Source organism: Vibrio penaeicida, assembly GCF_002933855.1.
Lineage (GTDB): Bacteria > Pseudomonadota > Gammaproteobacteria > Enterobacterales > Vibrionaceae > Vibrio > Vibrio penaeicida_A.
Genome location: NZ_BFAQ01000008.1, coordinates 67581 through 92083, shown reverse-complemented (window position 1 = coordinate 92083; position 24503 = coordinate 67581). Strand labels below are relative to the sequence as shown.

Below are 24503 nucleotides of genomic sequence, written 5' to 3'. Positions count from 1 at the left end.
AAAAACTGGTCTCGCAAAGGGTCTCAAACGTTTTAAACGCATATGTGCCCCGTGAAAAATGCGCACATAGTAATCATGAGATTAGTCGTAGACTAGAGAAAATGGTGGATTTCTGTAATGGCTCACAAAAAAGAGACGATTTCACATTGCTGTATCTCTGCAACAACATCGAAATACGGTAGAAAAAAGAAAATTGTTCACCTCATTTGAGCCAAAACAAGTTAACCTTTCCAAAATTCAGGCTAATTTATGCCATATCGATATACCCAAGTAACCTATATTAGAGGTCTCTATGAGTTCCAAAAAAAGTATTTCAGAGTTTGACTTACTTCTCATCGCCAACAGCATTATCCAAGAACACGAAGAATATGTAGAAGGGATGCGCGCAGATTCCGTTATAGAAAAAGATGATGTGTTGATATTCAAAGGTGAATACTTTTTAGATGAACAAGGGCTCCCAAGTGAGCGAACGCCCGCCGTCTTCAATATGTTTAAGTTGCTTGCCCATCAGTTATCCAAAGAATTTACGTTAGAATAAAAAAAGCCTCAGCAACATTGCTGAGGCTATATCAAATACACTCAAGTTATTGACTTAAACCAGCCAATTTCTCAAAGTAATCTGGGAAGGTTTTTGATGTGCATTTAGGGTCGTTAATCGTCACTGGCGTATCGCTTAGCGCAACCAAAGAGAAGCACATAGCCATACGATGATCATCGTATGTATCAATGGCTGCATGCTTAAGATTAGGCGTTGGTGTAATGGTGATGTAATCTTCACCTTCTTCCACTTCCGCCCCTACTTTACGCAGCTCTGTTGCCATCGCAGACAATCGATCCGTTTCCTTCACGCGCCAGTTATAGACATTGCGAATAGCCGTTGTACCTTCCGCAAATAGCGCTGCCGTTGCGATAGTCATAGCGGCATCAGGTATGTGGTTAAAATCTAAGTCCACAGCTTTCAACTCACCTCGGCGAGACACGACATAATCATCGCCCCACTCTATTTCAGCACCCATTTTTTCAAGCGCGTCAGCAAACTGAATGTCGCCTTGAATGCTGTTTCTACCAATACCAGTTACCTTAATCTCACCACCTTTTATCGCTGCTGCGGCAAGGAAGTAAGAGGCAGAAGACGCATCGCCTTCCACTAAGAAGTCGCCTGGTGCCTTATAAGACTGTCCTGCTGGAACAACAAAGGATTGGTAATTATTATTGACAACACCCACACCAAACTGCTTCATAATATGCAGTGTGATATCGATATACGGCTTGGAAACAAGCTCACCAATAATATCAATTTTAATGTCACCTTCTGCAAGAGGTGCTGACATTAGAAACGCGGTTAAAAACTGGCTTGAAATCGACCCATCTATTTTTACAGTGCCACCTTTTAGCCCAGTACCTTTAATTTTCAAAGGTGGGTAGTTTTCATTCTCAAGGTATTCAATATCTGCACCGGCAGTCTTAAGCGCATCGACTAAATGACCAATTGGTCGCTCTTTCATTCTTGGTTCGCCAGTAAGTACATACTCTCCGCTCCCCAAACACAACGCTGCCGCCAGTGGGCGCATTGCAGTTCCCGCGTTTCCTAAAAATAGTTCCTGAGCATTTTCAACAGTAAAACTGCTGCCTAGCCCTTCCACTTCACAGACGGTGTTGTTGTCTGAAAGCTGATAACTCACACCTAGCTTCGTCAATGCATTCAGCATATGGCGAATGTCATCACTGTCCAACAAATTGGTTAGTCGAGTTTTACCAGAAGCCAAAGCGGCTAATAGAAGGGCACGGTTTGAAACACTTTTTGAACCAGGTAAGTTAACCTCACCAGAAACGAGAGAAATGGGTTGTAACGTAAGGCTTTCCATTGATGTTGATTATTCCTGCATAGTCTCACACATCCGAGTGCGAGTTTTTATTTTTCGTACTTGCAGACTAACCAAAAACAGAGTGCTTTGCTAGCACCTGTTAGCCTTACAAACATGCTTTTAATTTCAGCGAACTTAATAGGGAAACACCTTAGTAAGCAATGTCTACCCGAACGCCGTTATCAAAGTACAAAATTCTAACCGAGTCTCCGCGTTGAAATAGCATATTGGAGTCAACATCTTGTATCACATTGACGAGCTCCCCTTTATCTGTATCTATCAGAATTTCAACTAATTTATGATCTATCCTGTAAATCTGATTAGACTTGTCATGCGCGATACCAGCGCCTGCAACCGCACCCACTACAGTGGCAACTTGCTTACCCGTCCCACCGCCAAATTGGTGTCCAATCAACCCACCTATTGTTGCGCCAGCCAATGTTTGCCAACCATTGGATTTTGACTCTACAATCTGCTGCTCGGTAATATAACGAATACTGTCCACTTTGCCATAAACCACTTCATTTACGGTTCTTGCCTGATTTCTTTGGTATTCAGCCTGCACAAAAACAGGAATAATTAATAACATTAGCAATATTTTTCTCATTATAATTCCTCCAAATTCTGCCAAAATAGTTGATATGAAGATTTTTCTACCTGAACTTAGCACCGATCGACAAAGCTTTCCCTCAACCAAAGAAGCATTGGACAACCCTGATGGCTTGATGGCAATGGGTGGAGACCTTCATCCCGACCGACTACTTTCAGCATACCAGCAAGGCATTTTTCCTTGGTATAGCCACAATGAACCTATTTTGTGGTGGAGTCCTAGCATTCGTGCAACCTTCGATCCTAAGACATTCAAACCCGCGAAAAGTCTCAAAAAATATTTTCGCAAATCGGGTTATGAAGTGTCCATTAACAAAGCGACCAAAGAGGTTATTACTTTGTGCGCAGAAACAAGGTCACCTGAAGAGACTTGGCTGGTTGAAGAAATGAGAGATGCCTATAAACGTCTGGCGTCACTGGGCCATGTTCATTCCGTGGAAGTTTGGCTCAAAGGTCAGATTGTAGGTGGATTATATGGGGTGGAAATTGGACAAGTCTTTTGCGGAGAGTCTATGTTTAGCATACAGCCAAATGCATCAAAAGTGGCTCTCTGGCATTTTTGCCAACATTTTCAACGTAATGGAGGAGCGTTGATTGATTGCCAGTTAATGAATGCCCATTTGCAATCTTTGGGGGCTGCTGAATGTAGCCGAGCTGATTTTATTGATATGTTGGAAATTCTAAAAACAAAAAACGTATCTAAGCAATGCTACCACCCCCAAATACTTGAAAGTCCGATTTCAGGGGAGTTGTCGTGAATCAGAAAGATCAAACTCTAATCCGCATTGGGATGACAGAATCCCATGATTGCAGCTATTTAGACGAGCATCAGGAACGCGTTGCCGTAGTTTTAGATGATGTTTTGCACACTTGCTCAGGTTATGAGCTTCTTATGGCCAATGGGTTTCGTCGAAGTGGGAATGCCATCTATAAACCTCAGTGCGATCAATGTAATGCCTGCCAATCGCTCAGAGTTACAGTCTCAGATTTCAAACCATCAAAAAGCCAGAAACGGCTGTTGAACAAGGCGAAAAACGTCGAATGGAAGATGAAGAATTCGCTCGATGAGGAATGGTTTGATGTATACGAACAGTACATTATTGAGCGTCATCGCGAGGGAAGCATGTACCCTCCAAAAAAACAAGACTTCTCCGATTTCGCACAAAATGAGTGGCTCAATACACAATTTTTACATGTCTATGAAGAGGGCAAATTGATTGGGGTCGCTGTGACTGATGTCATGTCTAACTGTGCTTCCGCTTTTTACACCTTTTATAACCCTCATTCTGAACTGTCTCTTGGTACATTATGCGTGCTCCTTCAGTTGGAGTACTGCCAAAAAAGCGGCAAGCAATGGCTGTATTTAGGCTATCAAATCGACGAATGTCAGGCCATGAACTACAAAGTACGCTTTCATCCTCATCAAAGGCTAGTAAATCATCGGTGGCAGGGGTAGAATACGCCGCAACTTTACTTTTTATTGTTTTAACGGCAAAATTCGTTCGTTGAAAATTTCAGCCAAATTTCTAAAGAGGATTAAATGGCCAAAGAAGACGTAATTGAGATGCAAGGCACGGTTCTTGACACTCTTCCTAACACTATGTTCCGTGTTGAGCTTGAAAACGGTCACGTAGTAACTGCACACATCTCCGGTAAAATGCGTAAGAACTACATCCGTATTCTTACAGGTGACAAAGTAACTGTTGAGATGACTCCATACGACTTGTCTAAAGGCCGTATCGTCTTCCGCGCTCGTTAATTTTCGAGACACACAAAAAACGGAGCTCTATGCTCCGTTTTTTGCGTTTGCCAGCGGGAAACCCGAGTCACAACAATTGGGAGACCTGCTGCGCTAAATTGAGAATTTGATGACTTCGGTTGTAATTCCCCCCAGTAGTAACAATAACGGCTTGTTTGCTGGGAATGACAATAATGTATTGCTCTCCGTAGCCCATCGCAGCATAAGCAGACGAAAGTTGCGGTAATTGCCAAAAGTGCATTCCATACCCTAGAACGCCTCGATTGAACTCACTATTTTTGATCAACTGAACCCATTCAGAATCGATAACTTGCTTCCCTTCCCATTGGCCGTTGTTCAGCAACATCAGACCAAATTTACCCATGGATTCGCTATCGATCATTAGCCCCCAATCAGCGCCTGGCTCACCAGACCCCAATTGATTGACCCATCGATAATTGCTAATACCAAGTGGCTCAAACAGTTTCTCACGCATAACCGTCGCAAATGGCTTATCGTAGATACGCTCTATCACTTTTGAAAGCCCAATAGTAGACAAACCGCTATAGCAAAACTTGCTACCCGGCTCAAACCGTAACGTCGTATTCAGAAACATTTCCTCTAAATCTTTTGCGGCATAGTGTCGCTGAAATGGGTTTCCAATACCGTAAGGCATCGCGTGTTCATTGAGTGCGTAACCAGTAGACATATTCAGTACATGCCTCACCGTTATCGCCATTTTGTCTTGAGTGTCTTGGTTTTGATATTCAGGGAATAAGCTGAAAACAGGGACATCGAGGTTGGTTAATCGGCCTTCATCAATGGCGATAAAAACAAGCGTCGCGACAAAAGATTTAGTAACCGAATGAACATTGTGGAGCGCATCACGCCCGATAGGTACTTTTGAAGTCTGAATATGCCCATGTCGCCCTCCCCCTTCACGAAAGACTTCGACGAGCTTTTTATTGTCTTGCCATACCACCAATGCATGGATGTTGTTTGCTTGGTTATTTTCGATTCTCTCAATAATCTCTGAGAAATGTTCGGGTGCTAAGACCACATGCGTTTTATTTCCTCCGCAAGCGGAAAGAACAAAACCCATCATACATATACAAAGCCATCGCATAGGGAATTCCTTATTTTTCTTATCGTTACCTTCAGCGTTACATAAAAAACATAAAGATTGGATTAAAACCGAATGAAGCTTTAAAACAATGGGAGAAGGTTTGAAAAACAATGAGGAGCAATGAAAAGCAGAGAGGATTAGGGAATAAAAAATGCGCCCGTAAGAGCGCATTTAGAGTTAACAATTTTTCGTTCAATTAATGTGGAACTGCTTCTTTCTTGTTCTCATAATGGAACACCAACTCATCATCTTTTAGAGTCACCTTAACGGTTCCCCCATCGACTAACGAGCCAAACAGCAACTCATTGGCAAGCGGCTTCTTAAGGTTCTCTTGAATCACCCTAGCCATTGGTCTCGCACCCATGGTCTTGTCGTAGCCTTTATGCGCTAACCAATGGCGAGCATCTTCTGACACTTCCATAGAGACACCACGTGAATCAAGCTGCGCTTGAAGCTCAACGATAAACTTATCGACGACTTGGTGAATCACGCTTTCATCTAGGCTATTAAACCAAATGATGTTATCCAAACGGTTACGGAACTCAGGAGTGAATACTTTCTTAATTTCACCCATTGCATCATGGCTATGATCTTGTTGAATCAGACCAATAGACTTCTTAACCGTCTCGGCAACGCCAGCGTTAGTTGTCATAACCAGAATCACATTACGGAAATCCGCTTTGCGTCCATTGTTATCTGTCAGCGTACCGTTATCCATCACTTGCAGCAGCAGGTTAAAGATATCTGGGTGTGCTTTTTCAATCTCATCGAGTAATACAACCGAATGAGGGTGTTTAATCACAGCATCAGTCAACAAGCCGCCTTGGTCATAACCGACGTAACCAGGAGGTGCACCAATCAATCGGCTCACCGAATGGCGTTCACCGTACTCCGACATATCAAAGCGCAACAACTCGACACCCAATAGTTTGGAAAGCTGAACCGTTACTTCAGTTTTACCAACACCAGTAGGACCAGCAAACAAGAATGAACCAACAGGTTTGTTATCCGCTCCTAATCCTGCTCGAGTAAGCTTGATTGCTTCACTCAATACTTCGATTGCTGGGTCTTGACCAAACACCAACATCTTCATTTTTTCATCAAGATTCAGCAAGATATCTTTGTCTGAAGAAGATACGGATTTTTCCGGAATGCGAGCCATTTTGGCAACCATATTCTCAATATCGGAAACACCAACCGTTTTCTTTCGACGGCTTGCAGGCGCCAATCGGCTACGTGCACCTGCCTCATCAATTACGTCTATTGCTTTATCGGGCAAATGGCGCTCATTGATGTATTTCGCTGAAAGTTCTACCGCAGCACGTAAAGCCTGCTTGGTGTAGCGAACTTCATGGTGAGCTTCGTATTTAGGCTTAAGACCAATCAAAATCTTAGTCGTATCGTCCAACGAAGGCTCAACAATATCGATCTTCTGGAATCGGCGTGAAAGCGCTCGCTCCTTTTCAAAAATATTGCTGTATTCTTGATACGTTGTGGAACCGATGCAACGAAGCTTGCCACTGCTAAGGAGTGGTTTGATCAAATTAGCGGCATCAACTTGCCCACCAGATGCGGCACCTGCCCCGATGATAGTGTGAATTTCATCGATAAACAGAATCGCGTCTTCTTCTTTTTCTAGCTGCTTAAGTATTGCTTTGAAGCGTTTTTCAAAGTCTCCACGGTACTTAGTACCAGCAAGTAAAGAACCGATATCCAAAGAATAAATAACGCTGTCTTTGATCACTTCCGGTACTTGGCCTTCTACAATTCTCCAAGCCAGCCCTTCAGCAATTGCCGTTTTACCTACGCCCGCTTCACCAACCAGCAGTGGGTTATTTTTACGGCGTCGGCAAAGTACTTGTATCGTACGCTCAAGTTCTTTATCTCGACCAATAAGCGGATCGATGTGCCCTTGTTTCGCAATCTGATTTAGATTAGTTGCAAAGTTTTCTAATCGTTCTTCTGAGTTGCCGTCTTCCGATGAAGACTCTTCGCCAAATACATTGGAAGACGAATCTTCTTCACTGTTATTTTGCGGCGATTTACTGATTCCATGCGAAATGTAATTAACGATATCTAAGCGGCTAATGTCGTTTTTCTTGAGTAGATAAGCCGCGTGAGACTCTTGCTCGCTAAAGATAGCAACCAATACATTCGCACCCGTTACTTCACTACGCCCTGAAGATTGGACGTGGAAAACAGCACGTTGCAATACGCGTTGAAAGCTTAGAGTAGGTTGGGTTTCTCTTGTCTCATCGTTTTCTGGAATGAGAGGCGTTGTTTGATCGATAAATGTATCAAGCTCCTGGCGAAGAACGTCCAGATCAGCTTGGCATGCTTTTAGTGCTTCTTTTGCAGCGTCGTTGTCGAGTAGCGCGAGGAGCAGATGTTCAACGGTCATGAATTCATGGCGTTTGTCTCTCGCACGAGCAAAAGCACTATTAAGGCTCGACTCTAGTTCTTTATTTAGCATAAGTACCTCCCCAAAAGAACAACCTATGTTGCTCAAGCAAGCTTTATGCCTGCTCCATTGTACATAACAGCGGATGCTCATTCTCTTTCGAGTGCACAGTGACTTGCGCCACCTTTGTCTCCGCAACTTCGGCAGTGTAAGTGCCACAAATTGCTTTCCCATCGTAATGCACTTTGAGCATCACTTGTGTTGCTTTTTCTATATCCATTGAAAAGAAACGTTCGAGTATTTCAATCACAAAATCCATTGGCGTGTAATCGTCATTGTTGAGAATAACGTTGTACATAGCCGGTGGTTTTACTTGTGTTTTTTCTTTCTCCAGTAAATCCGAGTCTGGAGTGACCCATTGATATTGCTTGCTCATTTTTTTGTCGGTTTTTAGGAGGATTGAGACTCAAGGATGTTACTCAAATTTCACCCTCTACTTAAGACTAATGCACCAATTGTATCCCTGCAAATAAAACATTGCTATTGGAGTTACTCAAACTTTAGTGAGATTTTTTATTGAGGAAAATATCACTTTAAATATCCACAACAACATTATTGTCAATATGCACTCTAGTTATAATTTTGTTAATCTCAAAAATGAAATCTTTGTCAAATTGTTAGATTTTATTACTGCAAACTATTGACTGAGCTCATTCATTGACTAAATTGTGTTCTTGGTGGCTAAAAATTTAGCAATTGCTGAATTGATAGCCATAGCAGTATGATGCAACATTATTGATAGATACAGCTGCGTCGACGTAAACAACATCAGTTACTAAAAAATGCATGAGGGATGTATAGCATGGCTACAGGTACAGTGAAGTGGTTTAATAACGCCAAAGGATTTGGGTTTATCTGTCCGGAAGGAGAAGAGGGCGATATTTTCGCACACTACTCAACAATAAAAATGGACGGATACCGTACTCTTAAAGCTGGACAACCAGTCAACTACGAAGTTGAGCAGGGTCCAAAAGGCTTCCATGCGAGCTCTGTAATTCCAATTGAAGGCGAACCAGCCAAATAATCGAAATTCGGAGTATAAGAAACCCGCTTACGCGGGTTTCTTTGTTTTTATACCCAAGCAATGTTAAACAAAGTTTGGGTAAAAGCTTTAAATAAATGGCTGCAACACATCGGATTGCAGCCTTTTTATCTCTTCGTTTTATACTGCGTCAACGATACTGTTCAATAAGTCGCTTGGGCGCATTAGTACAGATGCTTTCGCATCTACAGGTGCGAAATATCCACCAAGCTCACCAGCAACGCCTTGGGCATCGTTAAGTTGCTTAACAATCGTATCTTCGCCTTCAGCCATTTGCTTCGCAATAGGACCAAATTGCGCAGACAACTCAACATCGTCTGACTGTTCAGCCAATGCTTTCGCCCAGTATGATGCTAGGTAGAAATGGCTACCACGATTATCTAGCTCACCTACTTTACGTGAAGGTGACTTATTCTTATCAAGGAATTCACCTGTCGCTTTATCCAGTGCATCAGCTAGAACTTGTGCTTTCTTGTTGTCCGCTACCGTGCTCAAGTGCTCAAGAGACGCAGCCAGTGCAAGGAATTCACCCAAAGAGTCCCAACGCAAGTGGTTTTCTTTTTCTACTTGCTGAACGTGCTTAGGTGCAGAACCACCAGCGCCTGTTTCAAATAGACCACCGCCGTTCATCAACGGAACAATAGACAACATTTTTGCAGAAGTACCCAGCTCTAAAATTGGGAACAAGTCAGTTAGGTAATCACGAAGTACGTTACCCGTTACAGAAATAGTATCTAGACCATCTTTAATACGCACCAAAGAGAATTGAGTCGCTTCAAGTGGCGCTAGGATCTTAATTTCTAGACCAGAGGTATCGTGTTCAGGAAGATAAGTATTCACTTTCTTGATTAGCTGCGCATCGTGAGCACGGTTTTCATCAAGCCAGAAAACAGCAGGAACACCAGTAGCACGAGCACGGTTAACCGCTAGTTTCACCCAGTCTTGAATCGGTGCATCTTTCACCTGACACATGCGGAAGATGTCGCCTTCTTCAACATCCTGTTCAATCAGCACGTTACCAGCCGTATCGACAACACGTACTTGACCCGACGCTTTCTGAACGAATGTTTTGTCGTGCGAACCATACTCTTCCGCTTTTTGTGCCATCAAACCAACATTTGGCACGCTGCCCATTGTAGTTGGATCGAAAGCACCATTTTCTTTACAAAAATCGATAACGGCTTGGTAAACACTTGCATAACTGCGATCTGGGATCATCGCTTTCGTGTCTTTCAGCTTGCCATCTGGTCCCCACATTTGACCAGAAGAACGAAGCATTGCAGGCATGGAAGCATCAACAATCACGTCACTTGGTACATGAAGGTTGGTAATACCTCGGTCAGAATCAACCATTGCAAGGGCTGGGCGAGTCGCATACACCGCTTGCAGTGCTGCTTTAATTTCTTCTTGCTGCGCTTCTGGTAGTGACGTGATTTTCGCGTATACATCGCCAATACCGTTGTTTACATCAACACCAATTTGTTCAAACACTTCTTGGTATTTTTCGAAAACGTCTTTGTAGTAAACGCGAACAGCGTGACCAAAGATGATAGGGTCCGAAACCTTCATCATGGTTGCTTTCATATGAAGAGAAAGCAGAACGCCTTGCTCTTTTGCTTCTTCAATTTCTTTCTCGAAGAACGAAACCAATGCTGCTTTGTTCATAACAGAAGCATCGATGATTTCCTTGTCTTGCAAAGGAAACTCGTTTTTAAGTACTTCGACGTCGCCGTTAGCACCAACGAATTCGATACGGACACTTGTTGCACCATCGATTGTGACTGATTTTTCGCTACCAAAGAAGTCACTGTCGCTCATGCTAGCAACGTGAGATTGAGAGTCTGCGCTCCAAGCCCCCATTGAGTGAGGATTTTTCTTTGCGTAATTTTTAACAGAAGCAGGCGCACGACGATCTGAGTTACCTTCACGTAAAACTGGGTTTACTGCGCTGCCTTTGATTTTGTCATAGACCGCTTTAACGGCTGTTTCTTCGTCTGTTTTTGGCTCTTCCGGATAATTTGGAAGTGCGTAGCCTTTGCTTTGAAGCTCTTTAACCGCAGCTTGTAACTGAGGTACAGATGCGGAAATGTTAGGCAGTTTAATGATGTTCGCTTCAGGCGTTTTTGCCAGCTCACCTAGCTCAGTTAGAGCATCGCCGATACGTTGCTCTTCCGTTAAGTAATCAGGGAAGTTAGCAATAATGCGCCCTGCTAGTGAGATATCTCTTGTTTCGACGTTGATATCAGATGATGAAGTAAACGCGCGGATAATAGGCAGTAGCGAATAAGTTGCCAAAGCGGGCGCTTCATCAGTGATTGTATAAATTATAGTAGGCTTAGTTGTTGGCATGAAATTTCCCTATATATCTGACAGTCTCTATTGGATGAGAAATAGGTCTGCATGAATGTATCGCAAGTCAGTCCGTACTACATCCTCCTATGGCTGACCGCGATTGTTTTCCCAAACTCCTTTAAGAGTCATTGACTCTATAGTGTTTCTATTCTAGTTCAACCGATTACCTGTACCGGTAATTCTGTCCAAACAGAAAACACTGGTTTGGTATCACGTACACATCCTCATTTATCGTAATAATGGAAAGGGTGTAGCGTCTGTATCCTATAGCGGATACCGTACTCACGTAAAACTAAACAACTCTGATTGTTTAGTCTATCATTCAGTTCGTGATTCCTGTTTTTTGGCGCGCAAATCATAGCCTAATCACAAATGAAGTTAAACTTTCACCCACAGTTCGTTTACATTTTTGCAAGGTAGTTAACATGTCTTTTCGCTCTCGCAGCGTAAAATCAAAGAGTTCTGGCGCTTCACGTACTTCATCTTTTAAAACGAATGCCAAAGTTCGGTCAAAAAAATCGCATAAAACGCCCCATAAAACCAACAGTGTGTCTGCAGAAGAACGTAAGGTGCTTCTGTTTAATAAACCGTTTGACACGCTCAGCCAATTTACAGATGGAGAAGGAAGAAAAACGCTAGCGGACTATATATCAGTAAAGGAAGTGTATGCAGCAGGTCGGCTAGACAGAGACAGTGAAGGTCTCATGGTGCTTACTAACGACGGAATCTTGCAGGCTAGGTTGACACAGCCAAAATCAAAATCCCCTAAAACCTATTGGGTTCAAGTTGAGGGAGCGCCAACAGAGGAAGATCTCAAAAAGCTAAGAACAGGTGTCGAATTGAAAGATGGCATGACATTGCCCGCACAGGTAGAACTCATGCCAGAGCCAAGTGTATGGGAACGCCACCCACCGGTTCGATTCCGAGCTGCCATTCCTACAACTTGGCTTGCTATTACTATCGTAGAAGGTCGAAATCGACAAGTACGCCGCATGACAGCCAATATAGGCTTCCCTACTCTTCGCTTGATCCGTTACTCCATGGGAGATTGGAACGTAGGCAATTTACAACCAGGTGAATGGAAATACGTCACTGTATAGGTCGTCAATTCAGAATGTTGATTAAGTTTTCAGCAAGTACACCGATTGCTTTTTGTGATTTAACTCTCGGATCTGTATCCAGCAAATTCTTTCTGTTAGAATCTGCCCCCAAGTAATTTATGTGGTAAAACCAATGTCAGATAACAGCCAAAAGAAAGTGATCGTCGGTATGTCCGGCGGTGTTGACTCCTCTGTTTCCGCCTACCTTCTGAAGCAACAAGGCTACCAAGTCGAAGGCCTGTTTATGAAGAACTGGGAAGAAGACGACAATGAGGAATATTGCACCGCAGCGGAAGACTTGGCAGACGCACAAGCTGTTTGTGACAAACTGGGTATCCACTTACACACTATCAACTTTGCTGCAGAGTACTGGGACAACGTCTTCGAGTACTTCTTAGCAGAATACAAAGCCGGACGCACTCCTAATCCAGATATCCTTTGCAATAAAGAAATCAAGTTCAAAGCTTTTCTAGAATTTGCTGATGAAGTTTTGGAGGCGGATTACATTGCCATGGGACACTATGTAAGACGAACTTTCCCTAGCATTGACGGCGAACAGCCAAAAATGTTGCGTGGATTAGATGGCAATAAAGACCAAAGTTACTTCCTTTATACCCTAAGCTCAGAACAAATTGCTCGTAGCCTATTTCCTGTAGGCGAACTTGAGAAGCCTGAAGTGCGACGTATTGCCGAAGAACAAGACTTGATCACCGCTAAGAAAAAAGACTCTACCGGTATTTGTTTTATAGGCGAACGTAAATTCACCGACTTCCTCTCTCGATACTTACCTGCTCAGCCTGGAAAGATTGAAACGCCTGAAGGGCGAGTTATCGGAGAACACCAAGGCTTGATGTATCATACTTTAGGTCAGCGTAAAGGCTTGCATATTGGTGGGCAAAAAGGCGGTGGCGGAAACGAAGACCCTTGGTACGTTGCAGAGAAAGATCTAAAACGTAATGTACTCATCGCGGTTCAAGGTGCTGATCACCCTCTTCTTAAATCCACTGGATTAATAGCATCGCAGCTTCATTGGGTCGATCGCGAAGTGATCAAACAACCAATGTCCTGTACGGTGAAAACGCGCTATCGCCAACAAGATATTCCTTGTACTATCATCCCGGTTAATGACGAAACCATAAAAGTCATTTTTGATGAACCGCAAGTTGCTGTAACACCTGGACAATCTGCAGTCTTTTATTTAGACGAAGTCTGCTTAGGTGGCGGCATCATAGAAAAACGTATTTGATAATTAAGGAGCACTTACGTGGCTAATACACTTTATGACCGTACCATCGCTTTTGCTGGCATGTGCCAAGCAGTAGCGCTGATGCAAGATATCGCGAAAGAAGGTCACTGTGATAAAGACGCGTTTGAAACTTCTATTAAAGCTATTTTGAACACCACACCCAACAACACTATTGAAGTATTTGGGGACGAATCAAACCTAAAGATCGGGTTAGAATGCCTAGAAAAAGGCATCGACAGCACACCTGCTGGCAGCGAAGTCACTCGCTATCTGATCTCTTTGATGGCATTAGAGCGTAAGCTCAGTGCCCGCCGTGACGCTTTGTCTCAATTGGGCGATCGCATTCAAATGGCTCAACGCCAAACCGAACATTTTGATCTGTTCGATGACAACATGATCAGCAACCTCGCCAGCATTTACTTGGATGTAGTCAGCCCGATTGGTCCTCGTATCCAAGTTACTGGCACCCCTTCAGTATTACAGCAAACCGCCAACCAACACAAAGTCCGTGCTCTGTTGCTTTCAGGCATTCGATGCGCCGTACTTTGGCGTCAAACGGGCGGTAAGCGTCGCCACTTAATTTTTGGTCGCAAGAGCATGCTCGAGCAAGCCCAAATTTTGCTGGCACGAATCTAACTTAACAAATCACTCAGATATTCAGGAGAATAATATGGAACTGTCAGCATTGACTGCTGTTTCACCGGTAGACGGCCGCTACGGAAGTAAAACGATTGCGTTACGCAGTATCTTTAGTGAGTATGGCCTCCTAAAGTATCGTTCAATCGTTGAAATCCGTTGGTTACAGAAGCTTGCAGCAACAGATGCTATTGCAGAAGTCCCTGCATTCAGCGCTGAAGCAAATAAATTCTTGGACGAGCTAGCAGAAAACTTCAGCGAAGAAGACGCAGCACGCATCAAGGAAATTGAGCGCACGACTAACCACGACGTTAAAGCCGTTGAATACTTCCTGAAAGAAAAAGTTGCAGGTGTACCAGAGCTTCACGCAGTAAACGAGTTCATTCATTTCGCGTGTACTTCAGAAGACATTAACAACACGTCTCATGCCCTAATGCTTAAAGAAGCGCGTGAAACCGTTATTCTTCCTGAAATTAAAAACATCATTGATGCAATTAAAGCGCTTGCTGAAGAGTACCGCGACATTCCTCTTCTTTCTCGTACGCACGGTCAGCCAGCATCTCCATCAACGATGGGTAAAGAAATGGCGAACGTTGCTTACCGCATGGAACGTCAATACAAGCAAATCGCTGATATCGAGATCTTGGCTAAAATCAACGGCGCAGTAGGTAACTACAACGCACACCTTTCTGCTTACCCAGAATTAGATTGGCACAAGTTCAGCGAAGAGTTCATCACCGAGTCTCTTGAAGTAACTTGGAACCCATACACTACGCAAATCGAGCCGCACGATTACATCGCAGAGCTTTTTGACGCGATCGCTCGCTTCAACACCATCCTGATCGATTTCGATCGCGATGTATGGGGTTACATTGCACTGGGTCATTTCAAGCAGAAAACTATTGCTGGTGAGATTGGATCTTCAACGATGCCTCACAAAGTTAACCCAATCGACTTCGAAAACTCCGAAGGCAACTTAGGCTTAGCTAACGCAGTATTCAATCACCTCGCTCAGAAACTGCCTATCTCTCGTTGGCAACGTGATCTCACGGATTCGACTGTACTTCGTAACTTAGGTGTTGGCGTGGGCTACGCAATCATTGCTTATACGTCTACTCTAAAAGGCATTAGCAAGTTAGAAGTAAACCGTGAAGCATTACTGGCAGAGCTTGACCAAAACTGGGAAGTTTTAGCTGAGCCAGTACAAACGGTAATGCGCCGCTACGGCATCGAAAAGCCTTACGAGAAGTTAAAAGAACTCACTCGTGGTAAGCGTATCGACGGCGAAGCAATGCGTAACTTTATCGATGGCTTAGAACTTCCCGAAAGCGAAAAAGCACGCTTGAAAGAAATGACACCAGCCAACTACATTGGTCAAGCGATTGAGTTAACAGACAAGCTATAACAGCGCTAAAACCCAAACATCGAAACCAGCTGAGATTAACTCCGCTGGTTTTTTTTTCGCCTCAAAAACGACTAAGCATTTCCATCCATTTCCTGATTAAAAATCAGAATTAACTCCCCTCGACAAGTTCATCCCAATCTCACAATTGAGCCAATTAAGTAATAAATTTAAATCACTTCCCTTTAAAGCTCAACATTTGCTCAATCGGCTCTTTTTTCATACGGCACTAATCACATATTTCATTAAGCTATTGTTATATATAGATTCTCATATTCGATAATGTAACTAAATATATAAATCTAGTTCAAAACATTTAATATTGTGATATAAATCACGCCAAATCAGGGACGGTTTAAAAAATACAAGAAATACACAACACAAAACTGAGCCATATAACAAAGAGGAATTTATGTTTCTTAAAAATCTTGCAATCAGTAGAAAACTTGCTTTGTCATTTTCTTTGATTGCGGTTATTAACATTATTTTTGCTGTCTTTTTCCTGAATGGTTTAAAACACATTCAAAACGAACTGCTCAACTACGCTGATGACACGCTTCCAGCGGTAATGACCGTTGAGTCACTGCAACAAGACTTCTTAGAACTGCGCCTTTCTCAGTACAAACTGCTAAAGGTTCATAACAATCACAATGATCTACTCAATGATATTCAAAGCAATGAGTTGTTAAAAAAAGAGCTGACTGAAAACCTAGAAACCTACGGAAAAACAGTATGGCCAGGTGAAGAGCAGAACACGTTTGACCAACTAATGAGTGACTGGAGTCAATACATCTTGCAAAGCAACCAATTCCACAAATTGCTGGCTGATGCTAACAACCTTCAAGCTCAAAAATTGGTTCTCAATAACCAAACGACAGCAGAGTCAATGTCTCGCTCTTTCACTACATTGAAACGCATTCTGAACGATGCAATGTTGAGTAACAGAGCAACGATTCTCTCTGAAATCGATGGTTTAGAAATAAAGAATTTAGCAAGTAACGCTCTAGCACTTATTGTCATGCTTATCGTTACAATTGTTCTTACTAAGGTGATATGTGGTCCACTTACCGCTGTCGCGACCTTGGCTAACGACATTGCAGACGGTGACCTTTCGCAGAAACTGGACCACAACGCCATTGGAAAAGACGAGTTAGGTCAACTAGCTACGTCCGTTGAGTCCATGCAAAACAACCTTAAATCGCTTATTGAGCAAGTTGCTTCAGCGGTTTCTCAAGTTAATCACTCAGCTGGTGAAGTGAACATGATTTCAAGCCAATCGGCAGAAGGCATGCAACACCAACAAAAAGAAACCAACCAAGTATCATCTGCAATGACAGAGATGGAATCTGTCATTCATGATATTTCGAAAAACACAGAAACATCTGCTCAAGAAACACAAGATGCTATGAACCTGACTAAAGATGGCAACAATCAAGTCAAACTAATGATCGATGCCATGATGGAAGTCGCGGACTCTATTCGTCTTTCAAGTGAAACAGTAGCTGAATTAGAAAAGCGCTCACAACAAATCCATATTTTTGTCGACGTCATTCAAGATATCGCAGAGCAAACTAATCTTCTTGCACTGAATGCAGCAATCGAAGCGGCACGTGCTGGAGAAAGTGGCCGCGGGTTTGCTGTTGTTGCTTCAGAAGTGCGTTCACTCGCTGGTCGTACACAAGATTCAACTGGCGAAATCAGTACCATCATTGAAGAGTTTAAAGCCAGCACGCAGAAAGTTAAAACGGTTTCTAATGGTAGCCAAGAAAGCACGTCAAGGTGTTTAGGGCTAGGCGATCAAGTTCAGGACATTATGGGTGACATCCAGAATGCTGTGACTCAAATTTCCGATATGGGTGTTCAAATAGCCAGTGCTTGTAGCCAGCAATCCGCTGTTGTTGGTGATCTTTCGGTTCGCGTTGAAAACATGCAGAGCTCGTCTGAGCAAGTTGCGCAAGGTTCCCTTCAAACCGCGCAATCATGTGCTGAATTAGAGCAACTGTCTCAATCATTACAGCAGTCAATGGCAAAATTCCGATTGGTGTAACTCTTTCCTTACATGGGTTTATTGACCCAGCGTAACTCGATTAAAACTGGGCGATCCATTCGCCCAGCATACAACTTAATTTCCCTCTCCTATATTCACCTGTTTACTCGGGAGGGGGCTGCTTTGGAGAAAATATGAAAACTAAATTAACCCTTTTAGCATTATCTTTTGCTGCTGCGACCACTATTTCAACACCAGCCCTAAGTGCACCACTGCTTTCAGGTATTGAAGGCGAATACAGTAACGAATACAAAACAAGCAATGCATGGCTTGAAGTAAACCTGTCTCAGTTCAACGATAACATTAATCAATTCCGAACTTTTGTTCGTTCGGGTACAAGCATTTGTGCAGTAATGAAGGCTGATGCTTATGGAAATGGTATTCAGGGGCTAATGCCGACTGTTCTTGCTCAAGGCATCCCATGCGTTGCTATTGCAAGTAATGAAGAAGCACGCATTGTTCGTGAATCTGGTTTTAACGGTCAATTAATTCGTGTGCGCGCGGCGAGCAATAAAGAAATTGCTAATGCGGTTCAATACGATGTTGAAGAGCTAGTGGGTTCGTTATCTAAAGCTCGCCAGATCGAGCGAATCGCTGAGCGTTTTGATACTGAAATCAATGTTCACCTTGCGCTTAACTCAGGCGGAATGGGTCGTAACGGCTTAGATATGTCGACAAAACGCGGACAAAATGACGCATTAAAAATGACAGATTTTGACAATGTTGAAATTGTAGGAATCATGACTCACTTCCCTAACTACGAAGTGGATTACATCAAAGAGAAAGCCGCAGAGTTTGAGCAAAGCGCGCTTTGGATCATCGAGAACTCAGATTTGGACCGTGAGGACGTAACTCTACACGCTGCCAACTCTTTTACCTCTCTTAACGTTCCAGAAGCGCAGTTTGATATGGTACGTCCAGGAGGTGTTCTATATGGTGACCTTCCAGGACACGCTGAATACCCTTCTATCGTTTCTTACAAAACAAAAGTAGCGTCTTTGCACAAACTTCCTGCAGGCAGTACTGTTGGGTATGACAGCTCATTCGTTACTGAACGTAAAAGCATTTTAGCCAACCTACCACTTGGTTATTCAGATGGTTATAACCGCAGCCTTGGTAACAAAGCGGAAGTCATCATAAACGGTCAACGTGTTCCTGTAGTGGGCAAGATTTCGATGAATACAACAATGGTTGACGTAACTGATGTGCACGGTATTCGCCAGAATTCAGAAGTGGTTCTGTTTGGTGCACAAGGTGAAAGCAGCATAACCATTGGCGAGATAGAAACGCACACTGATATGATTTTCCCTGAAATCTACACCATTTGGGGTAACTCTAACCCTCGCCGCTACGTTTGGTAACAGTAAGGCTCATCAACTCACTGAGCTAATTAATATAAATCTAAAGCTGCCTTACAGGCAGCTTTTTTAGCTATATAGATATGATTTATTTATAAAAAATAACAATTCAACTGCCAAAATAGCATTAATATTAAAATAAATAATTCCCGAGAAATCATTGCTGGTGATATGAAACCCATTATCAACTCAGTGAATATAATTAAATGGAATATTATTAATACAATGATCTTACTTTATAATAAATAGAGAAAGATTCAGCTAATGAACATATAAATGAGACATTGTTCAACTTAATAATTTTACTTACATAATTTAGATGTACTTAGGTAGTATCAGGTCTCATTATACTAAGCCTTAGTTTTGGTTCTGATTATTAACATTCTGGTTCGTCGATGAGAGATACCATTAAAATATCCTTGATAGTTCCTGTTTATAATGAAGAAGAGGCTATTCCTCTTTTCTATAAAACGGTAAAAGAAAATAGCGATCTTAGCCGCTACGAGATAGAAATATTATTTATTAATGATGGGAGTACGGATCTCACCGAAAGCATTATTGATGCCTTGTCGATTTGCGATAAAAATGTCGTATCTTTGAGCTTTACTCGAAATTTCGGCAAGGAACCCGCATTAATGGCAGGATTAGAGCACGCTACTGGTGACGCAGTTATTCCTATCGATGTTGATCTCCAAGACCCTATCGACGTGATTCCAGAAATGGTGGACAAGTGGCAAGCCGGAGCGGATGTCGTGCTCGCTAAGCGAGTCGATAGAACCAGCGACAGCGTATTAAAAAGAAACACCGCCGAATTATTTTATAAAATACACAACCAGATAAGCGATTTAAAAATTCAAGAGAACGTTGGTGATTTTCGTCTACTTTCTCGCGACACCGTTGAACATATAAAACAACTCCCTGAACGAAACCTATTTATGAAAGGCATTCTTTCATGGGTTGGTGGGAAAGTTGAAATTGTTGAATACACCCGAAATGAGCGAGCGGCTGGTATATCCAAATTTAACGGGTGGAAACTTTGGAATTTTGCAATAGAAGGGATAACCAGTTTCTCTACTTTACCGCTTAGAGTATGGAGCTACATCGGATTCGTTATTTCTTTTATGTCGCTGTGTTACGGCAGTTGGATTATTTTAGATAAATTCATCAATGAGAACCCTGTCCCTGGTTTCCCTACTTTGATTGTCGCAATTGTATTCCTAGGTGGTATCCAATTGATTGGGATAGGAATCATAGGTGAATATGTTGGTCGGTTATACATTGAGACCAAACAGCGGCCAAGGTACCTGCTAAAAAAACGAGAATCGTCTAAAGAACAAAAGCAAAAAACAAGCAACTTGAAAAGCGTCGACTTTTCCTCTTCAAAGCAACCCAATAAATCATCTCAAAAGATCAACAGACCCTAAATCCCTTTGGCGGTAAGATTGGCACGTCTTACCGCTCTTCATCTTTTTCCGTTCCAACCCGATTCCGCTCTAAAAGACAAATATAGAATACACATACTTGAGAGCTCGTGTTCCTCCGTCTTGACGACACTTGGGTATAGTTAATGAGGTTACTTCGGTATAGAATGTCGGCAAATTTTATAGATGCGAATCTACATGTACCAGCTCTCCTTTTCATTAGAAGAATTCCTTACTCATTACTGGCAAAAAAAACCAACCATTATTAAAGGCGGGTTTTCTCATTTTTCCGATCCTCTGTCTCCGGAAGAATTAGCCGGTTTAACTATGGAAGAGGAAATTGATTCACGTTTTGTTTCCAACTTAGAAGATAACTGGGTAGCTGAACACGGTCCTTTTCCTGAAGAAAAATTCTCGGAGCTGGCCGAAACCAACTGGTCATTTATCGTCCAAGCAGCTAATCATTGGCACCCAGAAGCCGCGGAACTTGTTAAAGCATTCGACGCTATGCCAAATTGGTTGTTTGACGACTTGATGATAAGTTACTCCGTTCAAGGTGGCGGTGTTGGCCCCCATATAGACCAATACGATGTATTCATTGTTCAAGGTCTGGGTAAGCGTCATTGGCGTGTAGGTGCACTTGATGAAGGACAATACAAAGAGACCTGCCGTCACTCTGTACTTAGGCAAATTGAAGGGTTTGAACCCATTATCGACGACGTGCTCGAACCCGGTGACATTCTTTATATCCCACCCGGTTTTCCACACGATGGTTACGCACTTGAACCTTCGATGAGTTACTCCGTCGGTTACCGTTCTCCTAAGCAACAGGAACTTCTCTCCAATTTCGCAGATTACGTATTGGCTCATGATATGGGCGATCACCATCTGCATAACCCAGCTCAAGAAACGCAAGAAACAAAAGGGGTCATTCAAGATAAAGACCTAAGCCAGTTAAAAGCCATGTTGAAAAATTCATTGAGCGATGAAGCGACACTCGACAAGTTCATAGGCTGTTTAGTCAGCCAATCTCGCCATCAATTGGATATTGTCTCTGCTGAGGAGAAATGGACATCAGAGGAGCTACAGGGTTACCTACAAGAAGGTGGGGCTATTGAGCGCGTTTCTGGTCTTCGAGCGTATTATCATGAAAACAACCCGCTCACCGCTTATGTAAACGGTGATGTAGTCACGGTAGATGAATCTCAACAAGAGCTCATACTTACACTGTGTGACCAAAGCGTTATCATTTGGGACGATATTGATAATTCTGGTGATGCGGGCACGGCGCTCGACATCCTTTGCGATTTCGTAAACCGCGGATACTGGTTTACTCACGAGTAAAATCGCAACAAGTTCAATAGGAAAAGGGAGCATGATGCTCCCTTTTGTCATTTTTGACCGTGTGACTAACCTACACTTTAAACTGGTTAACCAAGTCTTTTTGTCGTGAAGATATTGAGGAAATTTCTTTACTGATTCTTTCTGATGATTCCGCCTTTTCAAGAATCTGCGCGCTTAACTCACGGATATTAGACACGTTGAGATTCACTTCTCCAGACACCGACTGTTGCTCTTCCGCCGCTTTCACAATCTGAGAGTTCATGTCTACGATTGCCACTATGGACTCATCGATGGTATTAAGCTCTTTTACCGCTTTATCAACCTGATCATGTGTGTGTGCCGCCAGTTCATTTCCTTCTTGAATTGCGCTCACGACATTCTTGGTGCCGACTTGTACTTTTTCAATCACTTCACGGATTTCACCTACTGAATCTTGCGTTCGGCTTGCCAAATTTCGAACTTCATCGGCGACCACCGCAAAGCCGCGCCCTTGCTCACCTGCGCGTGCAGCTTCTATCGCAGCATTTAATGCTAGCAAGTTCGTTTGCTCAGAAATGCCTTCAATAACGGAAAGGATTTCGGTAATTGCCGCGTTATTCTTCGCCAAATCTTCGACCACGGGTACTGCACGGGTCATTTTCTCAACCAACTTCGTCATTTCATCCGAAGAGTCACCAATTACTTCTTTACCTTGGGAAACAGACATATTGGCTTCGTTAGCCGCTTGCACTGCGATCTCCGCATTTTGCACCACCAACCCCGCCGTCTGCGTCATTTCTTCGGATGCAGTAGCCACCAAGTCGACTTCTTTAAATTGCGCATCACTGCTTTGGCGAGTCACCGATGCCGCTTGCCCTGATTGTTCTGATGTAGAGGAAATGTCATGTGTCGTTGCAACCACCTCTTTGATGATCACTTGTAACTTATCTAAGAACTTGTTGAAGCCCGCCGCTAATTGACCTATTTCATCTTGGGTTTGAACATCCAACCTCTGTGTTAAGTCCCCTTCTCCAGAAGCAATATCGTCCAACCTAGTCACTACTTCCTTAATGGGTTTCACTAAGCGGGTAGCAAGACCTGCGATCAACACTAACCCAAATAGAACCAGCACGACGCCGACCATCAATTCGTTCGAAATAGAGCCGTTAACCAATTCCGTTATAACCGAATCAAGTCGCGTCGCGTCGGCCAGCACGCTCTCGCGTGGCACTTCCAACATGACGCCCCAAGTTTGGTTTGCCACAGACACAGGAGAAAACACCGTTAGCCACTGTTTATCTGCACTCCATTGGGTTTGAACTTCGCTCGAAAATAGGAAACCCTCTAACATAGAAGTACTGACTCTATCGCTCTGATATTTTTCACCCAGTTTGGCGCTGGAATCATCGGTTGCGATCAAGGTGCCATCTAAACTCAAAATCGTAATGTGTCCTTTACCTGCAAATAGGGCTTGATCCGACTGCATTACCGTATCAATCAGAGCATTAAGAGACAATTCGACGCCGAGGAAACCAACCACTTCTTCTTCCGATACAAGTGGAACGGTCAGCGACGTTTGCAGCACATCACCATTTTGGCTTTTAGTAATACGTGGTGAGGTAACACAAGCTTGACCGGAATTTATGGGGCACAGAAAGCGCTCAGCCTGAGACGGATCCATTAATGTGCTTTCTTCTAGCGGCTCACCAAAAACAAGCGTTTCATCTTCAGGAGAAATCGACCAATAACTCGCAAACCGCCCCTTTTCGTTGGAGCCCACATAGTCGGCACCATGATAGTTGCTGTCTTCTCCATCAAGTGCATCTTCGTTAAAAACAAGATATGCCCCGCGCACGGTTGGAAAACGCTCCACCGTGTTATTCACCATTTCATTGAGTGCGGTTCTCAGCTCTTCACTTGGAGTAAAGTTTTCTAATGCATTACGCTGCAAAAATAGCGCACTCTCCCCCAGCATCTCAGCGCGGTAAGTCGCTTCATCTAGATAAGTTTGTACTTCTGCAGCATTAAGTTTGGCCATGCCAGCTAAAATCTGCTGGGATTTATCGATAACGGATTGGGAACTATGGTCAATGACAATCTTCTGATTACCCGTTGCATTGTAGATTGAAAAACCTATCAAGCTCACCGATGTAAAGAGCAGGCAGAGACCAGCCAGCAGTGTAATTTTCAAATGAACAGATAGCGTTCGCATTTTCCCAACCTCCTTTTGCAAACTCGTATTTGTAACAACCCAAAGTTGGTGTTAACAAATATTTTACAGGCACAATCTATCAACAGGATTAGTAAATTACTAGCGACTAAGGGCCAAGTTTTTCATGCTGATTCGTCAATCTAATGGCGAATTTTATCCGACACACCAACAGGTATGACTTACATACCATTGTCAATATTTTGACTCGATCAGATTATTTACTAATTTCTTATTTATCGGACACTTGAGATTCATCTTTAGCCAAATCTTTAATCTCTGGTAAAACGCCAATTTTCCGTTTCTCTCAAGCTCAATTCGTTTCTCTCGAGTTCAATTCAGTCGTTAACCTCATCAAAAATCATCTTGAGTGTTCAAAAAAACAACAAACCTCTTGCGATTTAAAAATTTCAGATGTAGATTAAATGAAACGTTTATTTCAATTTTATATTAACGATATGTCACTTTCATTCATAAATTGATTCAATGTATTACTTCGCTGCATGGCAAAGGAACGACATCAATGGATGTAAGTGAGTACGCAAAATAAATGAGTACTCAAAATGAG

The 24503-nt window shown here is 42.9% G+C and carries 20 protein-coding genes; 13 read left to right on the top strand and 7 right to left on the bottom strand.

The genetic code is table 11. The features are described from left to right. The first annotated feature begins 292 nt into the window (after positions 1-292). Positions 293-538: a DUF2498 family protein gene (locus VPNCDNU1_RS02265; RefSeq protein ID WP_104398849.1), complete on the top strand. Its 246-nt coding sequence runs from the start codon at positions 293-295 to the stop codon at positions 536-538. 46 nt (positions 539-584) lie between these two features. On the opposite strand, the gene aroA is transcribed toward VPNCDNU1_RS02265, so the two are convergent. Next, on the bottom strand, positions 585-1865 hold the full coding sequence (aroA, locus tag VPNCDNU1_RS02260; RefSeq protein ID WP_104398848.1) for a 3-phosphoshikimate 1-carboxyvinyltransferase: 1281 nt from the start codon (positions 1863-1865) through the stop codon (positions 585-587). Between the two features lie 151 nt (positions 1866-2016). Then, complete coding sequence (locus VPNCDNU1_RS02255) at positions 2017-2472, bottom strand: glycine zipper 2TM domain-containing protein (protein ID WP_104398847.1); 456 nt, start codon at positions 2470-2472, stop codon at positions 2017-2019. 34 nt (positions 2473-2506) lie between these two features. Here VPNCDNU1_RS02255 and aat point away from each other — a divergent pair, with 34 nt between their 5' ends. The 3 genes from aat (at position 2507) to infA (ending at position 4233) form a co-directional block, all read left to right on the top strand. Next, positions 2507-3232: a leucyl/phenylalanyl-tRNA--protein transferase gene (gene aat / locus VPNCDNU1_RS02250; protein ID WP_104398846.1), complete on the top strand. Its 726-nt coding sequence runs from the start codon at positions 2507-2509 to the stop codon at positions 3230-3232. Next, positions 3229-3930 (top strand): arginyltransferase, encoded by a 702-nt coding sequence (locus VPNCDNU1_RS02245; RefSeq protein WP_104398845.1) that lies wholly within the window; start codon positions 3229-3231, stop codon positions 3928-3930. The genes aat and VPNCDNU1_RS02245 overlap by 4 nt, the downstream gene beginning before the upstream one ends. Before the next feature lie 84 nt (positions 3931-4014). After that, positions 4015-4233, top strand: coding sequence for a translation initiation factor IF-1 (gene infA, locus VPNCDNU1_RS02240; protein WP_001040192.1), 219 nt, complete (start codon positions 4015-4017; stop codon positions 4231-4233). A gap of 67 nt (positions 4234-4300) precedes the next feature. Here the strand turns inward: infA and VPNCDNU1_RS02235 are convergent, their stop codons facing one another. The 3 genes from VPNCDNU1_RS02235 to clpS all read right to left on the bottom strand — a co-directional run bounded on the left by VPNCDNU1_RS02235 (position 4301) and on the right by clpS (position 8175). Further along, positions 4301-5338 (bottom strand): serine hydrolase domain-containing protein, encoded by a 1038-nt coding sequence (locus VPNCDNU1_RS02235; protein ID WP_104398844.1) that lies wholly within the window; start codon positions 5336-5338, stop codon positions 4301-4303. Positions 5339-5534: 196 nt separating this feature from the next. Next, positions 5535-7811 (bottom strand): ATP-dependent Clp protease ATP-binding subunit ClpA, encoded by a 2277-nt coding sequence (clpA, locus tag VPNCDNU1_RS02230; RefSeq protein WP_104398843.1) that lies wholly within the window; start codon positions 7809-7811, stop codon positions 5535-5537. A gap of 43 nt (positions 7812-7854) precedes the next feature. Beyond that, complete coding sequence (gene clpS, locus VPNCDNU1_RS02225) at positions 7855-8175, bottom strand: ATP-dependent Clp protease adapter ClpS (protein ID WP_101112287.1); 321 nt, start codon at positions 8173-8175, stop codon at positions 7855-7857. Positions 8176-8601: 426 nt separating this feature from the next. Here clpS and cspD point away from each other — a divergent pair, with 426 nt between their 5' ends. Then, entirely contained in the window at positions 8602-8823 is a 222-nt protein-coding gene (cspD, locus tag VPNCDNU1_RS02220; RefSeq protein ID WP_167404702.1) for a cold shock domain-containing protein CspD, read from the top strand. A gap of 138 nt (positions 8824-8961) precedes the next feature. Here the strand turns inward: cspD and VPNCDNU1_RS02215 are convergent, their stop codons facing one another. Next, entirely contained in the window at positions 8962-11190 is a 2229-nt protein-coding gene (locus VPNCDNU1_RS02215; RefSeq protein ID WP_104398842.1) for an NADP-dependent isocitrate dehydrogenase, read from the bottom strand. 428 nt (positions 11191-11618) lie between these two features. Between VPNCDNU1_RS02215 and VPNCDNU1_RS02210 the strand changes: the two genes are divergently transcribed. The 8 genes from VPNCDNU1_RS02210 to VPNCDNU1_RS02175 all read left to right on the top strand — a co-directional run bounded on the left by VPNCDNU1_RS02210 (position 11619) and on the right by VPNCDNU1_RS02175 (position 21747). Continuing rightward, positions 11619-12293, top strand: a complete 675-nt coding sequence (locus VPNCDNU1_RS02210) for a pseudouridine synthase (RefSeq protein WP_104398841.1) — start codon at positions 11619-11621, stop codon at positions 12291-12293. Positions 12294-12426: 133 nt separating this feature from the next. Further along, positions 12427-13539 (top strand): tRNA 2-thiouridine(34) synthase MnmA, encoded by a 1113-nt coding sequence (gene mnmA / locus VPNCDNU1_RS02205; RefSeq protein WP_104398840.1) that lies wholly within the window; start codon positions 12427-12429, stop codon positions 13537-13539. A gap of 18 nt (positions 13540-13557) precedes the next feature. Then, positions 13558-14175 carry a high frequency lysogenization protein HflD gene (gene hflD / locus VPNCDNU1_RS02200; RefSeq protein ID WP_101112282.1) on the top strand — a complete coding sequence of 206 codons (618 nt, stop codon included), beginning with the start codon at positions 13558-13560 and terminating at the stop codon, positions 14173-14175. A 34-nt stretch (positions 14176-14209) separates the two neighbouring features. After that, on the top strand, positions 14210-15580 hold the full coding sequence (gene purB, locus VPNCDNU1_RS02195) for an adenylosuccinate lyase (protein ID WP_104398839.1): 1371 nt from the start codon (positions 14210-14212) through the stop codon (positions 15578-15580). A gap of 409 nt (positions 15581-15989) precedes the next feature. After that, the gene (locus VPNCDNU1_RS02190) at positions 15990-17624 is read left to right on the top strand and encodes a methyl-accepting chemotaxis protein (protein ID WP_104398838.1); all 1635 of its coding nucleotides are present in this window, start codon (positions 15990-15992) and stop codon (positions 17622-17624) included. Between the two features lie 134 nt (positions 17625-17758). Continuing rightward, on the top strand, positions 17759-18985 hold the full coding sequence (gene alr / locus VPNCDNU1_RS02185; RefSeq protein ID WP_104398837.1) for an alanine racemase: 1227 nt from the start codon (positions 17759-17761) through the stop codon (positions 18983-18985). 392 nt (positions 18986-19377) lie between these two features. Beyond that, positions 19378-20406, top strand: coding sequence for a glycosyltransferase family 2 protein (locus VPNCDNU1_RS02180; RefSeq protein WP_201797104.1), 1029 nt, complete (start codon positions 19378-19380; stop codon positions 20404-20406). A 195-nt stretch (positions 20407-20601) separates the two neighbouring features. Beyond that, entirely contained in the window at positions 20602-21747 is a 1146-nt protein-coding gene (locus VPNCDNU1_RS02175; RefSeq protein WP_104398836.1) for a cupin domain-containing protein, read from the top strand. Positions 21748-21817: 70 nt separating this feature from the next. Here the strand turns inward: VPNCDNU1_RS02175 and VPNCDNU1_RS02170 are convergent, their stop codons facing one another. Further along, positions 21818-23938 carry a methyl-accepting chemotaxis protein gene (locus VPNCDNU1_RS02170; RefSeq protein ID WP_104398835.1) on the bottom strand — a complete coding sequence of 707 codons (2121 nt, stop codon included), beginning with the start codon at positions 23936-23938 and terminating at the stop codon, positions 21818-21820. Between the last annotated feature and the right edge of the window lie 565 nt (positions 23939-24503).

Excerpts from the sequence above, each read along its gene's own strand:
- VPNCDNU1_RS02265 (WP_104398849.1), top strand. The coding sequence starts at position 293 with ATGAGTTCCAAAAAAAGTATTTCAGAGTTTGACTTACTTCTCATCGCC.
- aroA (WP_104398848.1), bottom strand. The coding sequence starts at position 1,865 with ATGGAAAGCCTTACGTTACAACCCATTTCTCTCGTTTCTGGTGAGGTT.
- VPNCDNU1_RS02255 (WP_104398847.1), bottom strand. The coding sequence starts at position 2,472 with ATGAGAAAAATATTGCTAATGTTATTAATTATTCCTGTTTTTGTGCAG.
- aat (WP_104398846.1), top strand. The coding sequence starts at position 2,507 with ATGAAGATTTTTCTACCTGAACTTAGCACCGATCGACAAAGCTTTCCC.
- infA (WP_001040192.1), top strand. The coding sequence starts at position 4,015 with ATGGCCAAAGAAGACGTAATTGAGATGCAAGGCACGGTTCTTGACACT.
- VPNCDNU1_RS02235 (WP_104398844.1), bottom strand. The coding sequence starts at position 5,338 with ATGCGATGGCTTTGTATATGTATGATGGGTTTTGTTCTTTCCGCTTGC.
- clpA (WP_104398843.1), bottom strand. The coding sequence starts at position 7,811 with ATGCTAAATAAAGAACTAGAGTCGAGCCTTAATAGTGCTTTTGCTCGT.
- clpS (WP_101112287.1), bottom strand. The coding sequence starts at position 8,175 with ATGAGCAAGCAATATCAATGGGTCACTCCAGACTCGGATTTACTGGAG.
- cspD (WP_167404702.1), top strand. The coding sequence starts at position 8,602 with ATGGCTACAGGTACAGTGAAGTGGTTTAATAACGCCAAAGGATTTGGG.
- VPNCDNU1_RS02215 (WP_104398842.1), bottom strand. The coding sequence starts at position 11,190 with ATGCCAACAACTAAGCCTACTATAATTTATACAATCACTGATGAAGCG.
- VPNCDNU1_RS02210 (WP_104398841.1), top strand. The coding sequence starts at position 11,619 with ATGTCTTTTCGCTCTCGCAGCGTAAAATCAAAGAGTTCTGGCGCTTCA.
- mnmA (WP_104398840.1), top strand. The coding sequence starts at position 12,427 with ATGTCAGATAACAGCCAAAAGAAAGTGATCGTCGGTATGTCCGGCGGT.
- purB (WP_104398839.1), top strand. The coding sequence starts at position 14,210 with ATGGAACTGTCAGCATTGACTGCTGTTTCACCGGTAGACGGCCGCTAC.
- VPNCDNU1_RS02190 (WP_104398838.1), top strand. The coding sequence starts at position 15,990 with ATGTTTCTTAAAAATCTTGCAATCAGTAGAAAACTTGCTTTGTCATTT.
- alr (WP_104398837.1), top strand. The coding sequence starts at position 17,759 with ATGAAAACTAAATTAACCCTTTTAGCATTATCTTTTGCTGCTGCGACC.
- VPNCDNU1_RS02180 (WP_201797104.1), top strand. The coding sequence starts at position 19,378 with ATGAGAGATACCATTAAAATATCCTTGATAGTTCCTGTTTATAATGAA.
- VPNCDNU1_RS02175 (WP_104398836.1), top strand. The coding sequence starts at position 20,602 with ATGTACCAGCTCTCCTTTTCATTAGAAGAATTCCTTACTCATTACTGG.
- VPNCDNU1_RS02170 (WP_104398835.1), bottom strand. The coding sequence starts at position 23,938 with ATGCGAACGCTATCTGTTCATTTGAAAATTACACTGCTGGCTGGTCTC.